7 protein-coding genes are annotated in these 10,934 nt (G+C 70.9%); 2 read left to right on the top strand and 5 right to left on the bottom strand.

The features are described from left to right. Window positions 1–699 precede the first annotated feature (699 nt). The 4 genes from ACFQ4H_RS33965 to ACFQ4H_RS33980 all read right to left on the bottom strand — a co-directional run bounded on the left by ACFQ4H_RS33965 (window position 700) and on the right by ACFQ4H_RS33980 (window position 5,067). A complete protein-coding gene (locus ACFQ4H_RS33965) occupies window positions 700–1,029 on the bottom strand; it encodes a hypothetical protein (RefSeq protein WP_377579234.1) in 330 nt (109 codons plus the stop codon). Window positions 1,030–1,133: 104 nt separating this feature from the next. Then, window positions 1,134–1,883: a thioesterase II family protein gene (locus ACFQ4H_RS33970; protein ID WP_377579236.1), complete on the bottom strand. Its 750-nt coding sequence runs from the start codon at window positions 1,881–1,883 to the stop codon at window positions 1,134–1,136. Between the two features lie 2 nt (window positions 1,884–1,885). Then, window positions 1,886–3,124 (bottom strand): cytochrome P450, encoded by a 1,239-nt coding sequence (locus tag ACFQ4H_RS33975; RefSeq protein ID WP_377579238.1) that lies wholly within the window; start codon window positions 3,122–3,124, stop codon window positions 1,886–1,888. Continuing rightward, window positions 3,121–5,067 (bottom strand): non-ribosomal peptide synthetase, encoded by a 1,947-nt coding sequence (locus ACFQ4H_RS33980; protein ID WP_377579240.1) that lies wholly within the window; start codon window positions 5,065–5,067, stop codon window positions 3,121–3,123. Before ACFQ4H_RS33980 ends, ACFQ4H_RS33975 begins: the two co-directional genes overlap by 4 nt. 95 nt (window positions 5,068–5,162) lie before the next feature. Between ACFQ4H_RS33980 and ACFQ4H_RS33985 the strand changes: the two genes are divergently transcribed. Next, window positions 5,163–5,873: a hypothetical protein gene (locus ACFQ4H_RS33985; protein ID WP_377579242.1), complete on the top strand. Its 711-nt coding sequence runs from the start codon at window positions 5,163–5,165 to the stop codon at window positions 5,871–5,873. 118 nt (window positions 5,874–5,991) lie between these two features. On the opposite strand, the gene ACFQ4H_RS33990 is transcribed toward ACFQ4H_RS33985, so the two are convergent. Next, window positions 5,992–7,383: a LuxR C-terminal-related transcriptional regulator gene (locus ACFQ4H_RS33990; protein WP_377579244.1), complete on the bottom strand. Its 1,392-nt coding sequence runs from the start codon at window positions 7,381–7,383 to the stop codon at window positions 5,992–5,994. Window positions 7,384–7,656: 273 nt separating this feature from the next. Here ACFQ4H_RS33990 and ACFQ4H_RS33995 point away from each other — a divergent pair. After that, window positions 7,657–10,934 (top strand): type I polyketide synthase (locus tag ACFQ4H_RS33995; protein WP_377579246.1); only part of this gene is annotated, 3,278 nt, incomplete at its 3' end.

A 10,934-nucleotide genomic window follows, 5' to 3' on the forward strand; every position in this document is an offset into this window, starting at 1 on the left:
CCGACCCTTCACCTGGACCGCCACCGCAGACGACATCCTCGCCAAAGTCCAACTCGTTCAAACCAACATCAAGAAACTCGTGGCAAACAACTCAAAGCAAACCGATCAGGATCACGAAACACTAGATCTACAGGACAATTGTCAGCGGTCATGCGGGAAAGACTGCCGACACTGCGGGTAGAAGAACAGTCTTGTTCTTTCATCGGCACCCCGTGAAGACTGGGCATAGGGAGCGGCGTACAACCGGCAGATCCGGCTGACCATTTCGCCCGGCAGTCGCCATGCAATCTCTGACCCGGCCGGAAGTCGATACGGCGGGCGACGGGAATCGCACCAGCGCCGACAGTTTGGAAGATCGTTCCTGACTGCCCGGTTCCGTCCGATGCGCCTGGTCGTCGGTGTGTAGCGGTGCCCGGTGCTGCCCACTGGTGACCGCCTACGACACCGCCCTACGGACCGCGAATGGCCCGGTCGCGCGCACTGCCTGCCGGCGTCGTACGGCTTCCCGCCCCGACCGACCCGGAGGCGGGGCGGCTTGCCGTGGCACCGGGTCACCGCGCGCCCGGACCACGTACTGCGGTGGCCAGCGGCCGGCAGCCGATTTCCTGGCCCGCAGCGGCGGGGTTGACCGCCTATGCAATCGTCACGGCATCGCGTCGGACCCGTTGCCGCCAGATGGCTGCACTGCAGTTGCTTCTACTAACAAGGCTCAACGACTCCAGCTTCGGTGTACCGCTCGTCGTCGTCGCCGAGGACGTTTGCCCGCAGATCCGTGGCCATAGGCACGAACTCGTTCGCGGGATCGGTGGTGAAGTAGCCCTTGATCATAATCTCCCCATCTGCCCAGGTAAGTGAGACGTCGCTGCCATCACCGCAGACGTGGGAGAAAATCGGAATGTCGCCATCCCACCCGCCCACGGTCAGGGTCGGACTGCTCTGGGCGTAGGCCAGCCATTCGGAAAGGTCGATCGGGTTCTTCCTGCTGTCGCAGTGCCTCTTCGCTCTCGTGATGTGCAGTTCGTAGCCCACGGTCTGCCTCCCTAGGTGTTCACCAGGTGGCAGTGAGCCTAGGAGATCACCGGACAAGCCCACTACCAGTGAAGACATCGCCTACATCAGCTACGGCTGGAGTATCAGACCGACGTCGCCGGTCGGGACTGTCCGGGCAGGTCGCGGACGAGGACCTCCCGCAGCGCGGCCGGCGCGTCGAGGAACGCGTAGTGCACGCCGTCGAGCAGCTCGAACGTCGTGGGCGCGTACTCCGACCAGCCTCTGGTCAACGCGGCGGGCACGTCGACGTCGAGGGTCCAGCCGATCGCCGTGATGGCGGTGGGCAGCGTCTTCGGGGCGTCGAAGACGTACTTGCGGGTGGCCTCCATGTCGGTGATCAGAATCTCGTGCACCAGATCGATAAGATCCTCCGGAGGATCTACGGTACCCATGCCCACCAGCAGCCCGTGCAGTTCGTCGCGCAGCTGTGCCTCGGTCATGCCCAGCAGCCGTCCGTACGGCGGGTCATGCGGCGCGACCTGGGAGGACAGGAACAGGCGGGCGGGTAGGGGGGCACCGCGCTCGGCCAGCCGGATCGTCGCCTCGACGGCGGCCAGCGCCGAACCACAGTGGCCAAAGAATCCGAACGGTCGGTCCAGATAGGGCGCCAGACCGTCGACGACTCCGTCGGCCATCTCCTCGTAGGTCGCGTAGGCCGGCTCGCGCATGCGGTTCTCCCGACCGGGCAGCTGCACCGGGCAGACCTCGATGTGCTCCACGAACTGTGGCCAGGCCCGGTACATGCTCGCGCCGCAGCCGGAGTAGGGGATGCAGAACAGCCGGGCGGCGCTGTCGGCGGACGGTTCCCGGATCAGCCACTTCTGCGGTCGCACGGTCATCCCTTCTTACGCGCGGTCATCGGCAGATGCTTGTATCCCGACACGAAGTTCGAGGCCAGACGCTGCGCCGGGCCGGCCGGGGCGAAGTCGGTGAAGTTGCCGAACAGTTCGGTGAAGAGCAGACGCAGCGTCACCCGGGCGACGCTGTGCCCGACGCAGTGGTGCGCGCCAGCCCCGAACGCGATGTGCCGGTTGGGTCGGCGGCGGATGTCGAAGGTGAACGGGTCGGCGAACACCTCCTCGTCGCGATTGGCCGAGGCGATCCAGACGACGACGGCGTCACCGGCGTGGATCTGGGTGCCGCTGAGCACCACGTCGCGGGTCGCGTACCGCATGAAGTAGGTGATGGGCGAGGCCCAGCGCAGCGCCTCCTCGACCCCGGAGCGGATCAGGCCCGGGTTCGCGACCCAGTCGTCGAGGTACGGCGTGCCCATCAGGTGGTCCATGGCGAAGTTCGGCGCGTGCGGCGTGGTCACGTTCGCACCCAGCAGCATGCTGTAGCAGTTGGAGACGATCTCGCCCTGGGACATGCGGCGGCCGTCGAACCGGGTCTGCAGCAGGACGCTGATGAGATCGTCGCCATGGTTCCTGTCGCGCTCCTCCACGATGTCCTGGAAGTAGGCGAACAGTTCCCGGTGAGCGGCCTCCAGGGTGTACCTACGGCCGCGGGGATGGCGGTACTCGGGGTCGTCGGGCGCGATGCAAACGGTGGTAAGGCGGGTCAGCCGGTCCCAGTCCGAGGGGGGCAGGCCCATCAGGATGCCGGTGACCGCCATCGGCATCGCCAGCATCGCATCGGCGAAGTCGAACGTCGCGCCGTCGGCCAGTGGCCGCAGCAGCCGCACGATCTGCCTGCGGATCACGTGCTTGCTACGTTCGACGGCGCGTACGGTCAGCGCACGCTGCAGTGGCTCACGCATCACGCTGTGCCGGGGCGGGTCGGTCACCGCGAGCTGACTGCCGCCGGCCGGGTCGTCGGTACCCAGCAGGTCGATCATCGTGCCGCGTTCGGAGGTGAAGGTCGCGTAGTCGCGCAGTACGAGATCGGAGTCGCCGTACCGGGTGACCGACCAGAAACCCAGCCCGTCGCCGACGTCGTGCCAACTCACCGGGTCATGTCGGCGCAGGGCGCGCCAGATCTGGTGCGGGTCGCCGTCGCTGTGCACCGTCGGATCGACGAGGTTCGGCGCCTGATGGGCCACCGGGCAGCGGCCGGGGAGCTGTTCTGCGGTCATGGTTGGCACACCTCGGTGGACGACGAGGGCTGGGCCTGCAGGTTGCGGGCCAGTTCGGCGACGGTGGGCTGCAGGTACAGCGTGCGCGCCTGGAGACTGACCTTGAGGTCACGGCGCAGTGCCTGGATCAGGTCGACGGCCAGCAGCGAGTGACCGCCGAGATCGAAGAAGTCGTCCTCGACGCCGACCGGCTCGATGCCCAGCAGGGAGCCCCACATCTCGACCAGCGTGGACTCCAGCGGCGTACGCGGTGCGACGAAATCGTTCCAGACGTTGCGCGCAACCCGGGTTGCGGTCGGCAGCACCTGGCGGTCGACCTTGCCGTTACGGTTGAGCGGCAACTCGTCGCGCACCAGGATCGCCCACGGGACCAGATAGTCGGGCACCGTCGCGGCCATCCGCTCACGCAGACGGACCCCGATGCCCGCCGCGTCCACGCCCGGCGCGAGGGTCACGTACGCCAGCAGCCGCTTGCCGCCGGCCCCGTCGGGCTGGGCCACGACGACGGCCTGGTCGACGCGTGGATCGCGGGTGAGCTCGGCCTCGACCGCGCCTGGCTCGACGCGATAGCCCTGGATCTTGACCTGCTGGTCGGCGCGGCCGAGGAACTCCAGATCCCCGCTCGGCAGCCACCTGGCCAGGTCGCCGGTGCGGTACATGCGCTGCCCGGCGGCCGACGGCAGCGGGCAGGGCAGGAAACGTTCTGCGGTTGCCCCGGGCCGGTGCAGGTAGCCGGTGGCCAGGCCCGCGCCGGTGGCGTACAGCTCGCCGCGTTCGCCGACCGGGACCGGGCGCAGGTCGGCGTCGAGCACGACCACTCCGGTGCCGTTGATCGGGCCACCGATCGGCACCGACTCGTCCAGGGCCGGTGCCACCGTGCTTGTCCAGCAGGTGGTGAACGTGGTGTTCTCGGTCGGGCCGTACCCGTTGGTGAAGGTCACTCCCGGGTGCGCGGCCAGCAGCGTGCGCACCTGCTGTGGCGCGATCACGTCGCCGCCGGCGATGACGTGCCGCAGCCCGGCGAACGCGTCCAGGTGCGCCGACACCATCTGGTGGAACAGCCCTGCGGTCAGCCAGAGCACGGTGACAGCCTGGTCCCGCAACGTCTGCGCCACCTCGGCCAGGTCGACGGGGCCCGGCGGGAACAGGGCCAGCCCGGCGCCGTTGGCCAGCGGTGCCCAGATCTCCATCGTCGAGGCGTCGAAGGACACCGGTGCCAGCTGCAGAAACACGTCGTCAGGACGGATCGTCATCCAGTTCGGATCGCTGACCAGCCGGACGACCGCCCGGTGCGGGACGGCGACGCCCTTGGGCTCCCCGGTCGAGCCTGACGTGTACGACACGTACGCCAGCGCGTCGGGGGCCGGCGGGTCGGCTGGCAGAGGTGCGTGGCCGTCGCCGTGACCGTGGCCTTCGCCGTGACCGTGACCGTGACCGTGGTCTTCGCCGTGGCCGTGGCCGTGGTCGTCGCCGTCGAGCACCGGCACGTCGTCGGGGATCCCGGCGCGCAGTGCCGGGTCGGCCAGCACCAGCGCGGCCCGGGCGTCGGCAAGCAGGCGCGCGTGACGTTCGCCGTGGTCGTCGGGGTCGAGGGCGAGGTACGCCGCCCCGGCTCGCAGCACCCCCAGCAGCGTCGTGATCAGTTCCGGGGAGCGGTGCATCAGCACGCCGACGATGTCGCCGGGACGCACCCCCGCCCGTGCCAGCGCCGCGGCGACGACGGCGGAGCGCTCCGCGAGCTGCCCATAGGTCATGGTGTACGGGCTGCGGATCGCCGTCGCGTGCGGGGTCCGGGCCGCGTGCGCGAGGACGAGGTCGGGCACCCCGGCGTGGGGAACCGCGCTGCCGTCGCGGCGGATACCCGGGCACTCGCGATGCCCGGTCGCCGCGATCGCGGGCAGGGTCGACTCGGAAGAGTGCGGGGTGGCTTTCGCGGTCGTCATGTGCTTCCTCGCATCGGCGTTGCGGCGGGGCCTCGACGCCCGGGGCGCATTCGGCATACTCGGGGATCGATGAGTTGAACTGGCGGGGGTGGGGAATGGCCGAAGGGCTCGTCATCGGGCGGCGCTTCAACGGGCCGCCGGACAGCGCGCAGGGTGGTTACGCGTGCGGCCGGTTCGCGCTCGAGGCGGCGGGGCCGCTGGGCAGCGGTCGCGCCGTCGTGACGCTGCACGAGCCGCCGCCGCTGGATGCGCCGATGCGGTCGGTCGTCGCCGGCGGACGGGTGCACTTCTGGCACGGTGAGATCCTGGTCGCCTCGGTGTCGCGGGCCGGCACCCCCATCGAGACCGTCCCGTTCGTGGCGCCCGAGGCGGTGGCCGCAGCCGAGCACCGTTACGTCGGTGCCGACCGGCATCCGTTCGCCGGATGCTTCGTGTGCGGGCCCGGGCGTGCCGACGGGCTCGGCCTGTCGCCGGGGCCGATGTCGCCGGGGCGAACCGGGTGCCGCTGGACACCGGACCCCTCGCTCGGGGCTACGGCGGGTACGCCGGTGCCGGTCGAGTTCGGGTGGGCCGCCCTCGACTGCCCGGGTGGCTGGACCGTCGACCTGGCGGCCACGCCGATGGTGTTGAGCCGGTTCTCGGCCGAGATCATCGATCCACCGGTCGTCGGGACCGGCTACCTCGTGGTGGGCCGGCGCGACGCGGTGGACGGGCACACGCTGACCACCACCACGGCTCTGTACCGCCGGGACGGCGTGCTGGCCGGCCGGGCCCTGGCCCGATGGGTGCGCACGGCCGTGGTGTAGCCCGCGGCGCGGCGCATCGGCTCCCGTGGTCATGCAGCCCCCGCCCCTTCTTCCTCCGTACCGGACATCGTCGATCGGCAGCTGCCGCAGCGCCCAGTCGGGAACATCCCCGACCCGGTCACGAGGCGACGGCGGCCTCGGCGACCTCGGTGCGGCCGACCAGGTTGGCGACCTCGGCCCGGGAGCACACGTTGAGCTTGGTGAAGACCCTGCTCAAGTGCGTCTCGATCGTCTTGTGGCTCAACCCCAGCGCCCGCGCGATCTGCTGGTTGGTACGCCCACGGCTGACCAGGACCGCCACCTCGTACTCCCGGCAGCTGAGCTGGTGCAGCTCGGACGGCCCTGCGGCGGGCAACGGGTGCAGGGCCGGCGCGAGGTGCTCCGGGACGGCTTCGGAGGCGGCCGACTGCGTGGCGCATCTGCTGCGCTCGGCGTCGAGCTCCTGGTACAGCTCGGCGTGCGCCCCACTGTGCAGCAGCCGCAGCGCGGCGGAGTACCAGTACGCCGCGGTGTGCGGGGCCAGGGGCGCGGTCAGCCGGGCGGCCTCGACCAGGTGCCGCACGCCGTCCAGGTCCCCGACGCGGCCGGTGCGCTCCACGTGCACCGCGCACAGGTCGGCGGGTTCGCCGCGCTCGCGCAGGATGCGCAGCGCCCGCAGGTGGGCGCCGAAGCGCCAGCCGCCGGGGGCGGATGCGTAGCAGACCCAGCGCGTCATGAGGGTACGAAAGCGCAGCTGCCCGGTCGAGCCGACGGGGCGGATCAGGTCTGCGGCGAGCAGGTCGTCGATGCCGGTCAGTACCTCGTCCTGCGACAGCTGCGCCACCGTGGACAGCAGCGCCGGGTCGACGATGTCGGCGGCGACGGCGGCGGCGTGGCACACCAGCTTCGACGACGCGGGCAGGTGTGCTATCTCGGCCCGGGTGCCGGCTGCCTCGCCGGGGACCGCCAGATGGGGTTCGGGCAGCGGCCCGCCCGCGCATTTGCCCGGCCCCGCGCACCACGCGGCGAGGGTCTTGACGAACTGCGGGTTGCCGTCGGCCTGCCGCAGCTCCCGGTGCCGGTGCGCGCTGCACAGCTGGGCCGCTCCCAGCGGGCTCAGCTCGTCGGCGGCCAGGCCGCACAGGGCGATGCTGTCGGCTTTCGCGGTGCCCAGGGCGCGCAGCAGCCACGGTGACGTCTGGCGTGTCCGGCGGGCCAGCACGACGACGAGGGCATTGTCTGGCGGTCGGTCGAGCAGTTCCGCGACGGCCCGGGTGGACGCGCCCGGCGCTCGCTCGACGTCGTCGAGCAACAGCACCCGCAGCGCCGCGTCGCGCCGCTCCCGCTCGGACCGGCGCGGCAGCTCGGTCGAGGTCGCGATGCCCTGCGCCCGGGCACGTTCGGCGAACGCGGCCAGCAGGGTGGTCTTGCCGACGCCCGGTTCGCCGACGACGTCCACGACGGACGGTCGGCCGCCACGGGCACGATCGAGCACCTTTTCCCATCTGTCGATCTCATTGCGGCGCCCCACGATGCCCTCGTCGGCGCGGGCCGTGATGGGCCCGGCGCCGTGGAAGGCGAGTGGGCGAGGTGATCGCCTCAGGACATGGTGCGACTTCGAATCCACAGGTGGCCCCCCGTATCGATCATTCACGTATAGAAATACTATGTTCGCCTCGGCGCGGGTACACCCGAGTGACGGAAGCCCGCCGATGCGGCGGTAGGGGTTATCCCTGACTTGGCCACCCACCCATTGACGCTGATCATGGCCTGAAGGGTTGGCGACCGAACGGGGAAACGACGAGTGAGCATCGACGACTCTGTGCCAGGACTCGACATCGCGGTCATCGGCATGTCATGTGCGTATCCGGGAGCCGCCGACGCCGAGCAGTTCTGGCACAACATCATGTCCGGCGTCGAGTCGCTGACCGACCTGACCGAGACCGACCTGCTCACGGCCGGCGAGGACCCGGATCTCATCCGGACCGCCGAGTACGTGCGCCGCGCCGCCTGCATCGACGACGTCGAGATGTTCGACGCGGCCTTCTTCGGGCTCACCCCCCGCGAGGCCGAGAAGATGGACCCTCAGCACCGGCTCTTCCTCGAGCACTGCTGGCGGGCCGTCGAAGCCGCCGGCTACGACCCGCGCCGCCTGCCCGGCCCCGTCGGGGTCTACGCCGGGCAGGGTGCCAACACCTACATCGAGCAGGTGCGCTCGCAGGTGGACCGGGCCGCGCTCAAACGCACCGGTGGGCGCTGGGAATCGGTCGGCTCCCTGGAGAACGACGTCGACTACCTCACCCCCAAGATCTCGTACTATCTGGACCTCACCGGGCCCAGCCTCCCCGTGAGCACGGCCTGCTCGACCTCACTGGTCGCGGTGCACCTGGCCTGCCAGGCACTGCGCACGTTCGAGTGCGACGCAGCACTCGCCGGCGGCGTGTCGATCAGCCCGCCCGTGCGTCGCGGCTACCTGTACCTCGAGGGCGGCATCGCCTCCGCCGACGGCCACACCCGCTCGTTCGACGCCCGCTCCACCGGCACCGTCTTCGGTTCCGGTGTCGGCGTCGTGCTGCTCAAACGTCTCGAGGACGCGCTCGCCGACGGCGACCGTATCGACGGGGTCATCATCGGTTCGGCGGTCAACAACGACGGCGGCGGCCGGGCCGGGTTCACCGCGCCGGGTGTCGACGGCCAGGCGCACCTGATCGCGGCCGCCCAGGCGATGGCCGGGGCCCACCCCGACACGATCACCTACCTCGAGGCACACGGCACCGGGACCCCGATCGGTGACCCGATCGAGATCGCGGCGCTGACCAGAGCGTTCCGCGAGCAGACGGAGCGGCGCGGATACTGCGTGCTGGGTTCGGTGAAGGCCAACATCGGCCACATGGACTCCGCGGCCGGGATCGCCGGCCTGATCAAAGCCCTGCACGCGGTCAAGCACGGCATCATCCCGCCGCAGCTGAACTTCCACGAGCCCAACCCGGCCCTGCGACTGGCCGAGAGCCCGTTCCGGATCGCCACCGAGCGGGAGCGCTGGGTCACCCCGTCGGGCGTGCCACGCCGTGCCGGAGTCAGCTCGTTTGGCATCGGCGGCACCAACGCCCATGTGATCGTCCAGGAGCCGCCCACCGTCGACCGGACCGCGCCGGCCCTGCGGTGGCAGATCCTGCCGGTGTCGGCCCGCGAGGACGCCGCCGTCAGCGAAGCCCTCACCGGCCTCGCCGAGCGGCTGGACAGCGGCACGGTGCGCTTGGACGACGCCGCCTACACCCTGCACGCCGGCCGGTCCCGGTTCGCCCGGCGCGCCGCCGTCGTGGCCCGCGACAACGCCGGTGCCGCCGCAGCACTGCGCGAGCGGCGCGCATACCCGTTCGTCGAGGCCCAGCCCACGGCCACGGTCGCGTTCCTGTTCCCCGGGCAGGGCGCCCACTACCCGGGCATGGCCCGGGGCCTGTACGCCGAACTGCCCGAGTTCACCGCCGTGTTCGACCGCTGCGCCGATCTGTTCACCCCGCTACTCGGCCACGACCTGCGCGAACTCGTGTTCGGCGAGGACCCCGACGGCCTGCTCGACCAGACGCGATTCGTGCAACCGGCACTGTTCACCGTCGAGTACGCCCTGGCCCAGGCAATGATCGCGCGCGGCGTACAACCCAGCGGGATGCTCGGCCACAGCATGGGCGAATACGTGGCGGCGACCCTGTCCGGCGTGTTCACCCTGGAGGACGCCGCACGCGTCATCGACGTCCGCAGCCGGCTGATGCAGAGCGCCCCACCCGGCGGGATGCTGGCCGTGCCGCTGCCCGAGGCCGAGGTGACCCCGATGCTGACCGGCGGCCTCACCATCGCCGCAGACAACGGACCCCGGCTGGTCGCCGTCGCCGGAGCGCAGGACGAACTCGACGAACTGCAGCGGGCCCTGGCCGCCCGCGACGTCACGACCAGACGGCTACGGGTCGGTCACGCCGCCCATTCCCCGTCGATGGCCGATCCCGCCGCGCGGCTCGTCGAGTTCATGCGCACGATCGCGGTCCAGGCACCGCAGATCCCGTACGTCTCCAACGTGACCGGCACCTGGATCACCGAGGAGCAGGTGCGCTCGCCAGGGTACTGGGGCAGGCACATGCTCGAAGCGGTGCGCTTCCGTGACGGGCTGAACACGCTACTGGACCACGTGACCGGGCCGCTGGTCGAGATCGGACCGGGCCACGGCATGCTGTCGCTGGCCCGGGCGGCGGCGCCCACCGCACCGGACAGCCGATTCGTACGCACCGCCCGGTCGAAGGCCGACGAGGACGACGACATCGCCGTCGCGTACGCCGCCTTCGCCGCCCTGTGGGAGCACGGCGTCGAACCGGACTGGCCTTCGTTCGACTCCGGTATGCAGCGGCGTGCCGACCTGCCCACCTATCCCTTCCAGCGCAAACGGTTCTGGATCGAGACCACGACCGGCCCCCAGCCGGTGGCACGGCAGGCACCGCTGGTCCGGGACCCGAACACCTGGCTCTACGCCCCCGCTTGGCACAGCACCACCCTGCCCCGCGTCGGCAGCGGGCCGCGCGACGTCATCGTCGTCGGCGGCCCCGACGCGCTGACGGCGGCGGCCCGCGCAGCCGGCCACCGGGTCACCTCCGTGCACGCCGCCACCGCCGACGAACTGCGACACGCCCTCGACCACGCCGTCACCATGACGGATCAGGCCACCGTCGTGTACGCCGACGGCCTGCCCGCAGGCCCGCACGACGACGCACCCGTGCGGCTGCTGGCGGTCGCGCGCACCCTCGCCGCGCACCCCTCCGGCCAGTTCGACCTCATGGTCCTGACCGCCGGGACGTTCGACGTCACCGGCGACGAGACGATCGTCGCCGAGCAGGCGATCCTCGCCGGGATCGGCAAGGTGATCCCCAAGGAACTGCCGCACGTGTCGTGCCGGGTCGTGGACCTCGACGCGGCCCGCGACGCCGCCGGTATCGCCGATGCGCTGACCGCCGAACTCGCCGTGAGCACATCGGACCCGGTCGTGGCGTACCGCGGGCCGCGCCGCTGGGCCCAGGGCGTCGAGCGGCTGCCGGCCGC

The organism is Micromonospora sonneratiae, from assembly GCF_042679305.1.
GTDB lineage: Bacteria > Actinomycetota > Actinomycetes > Mycobacteriales > Micromonosporaceae > Micromonospora_H > Micromonospora_H sonneratiae.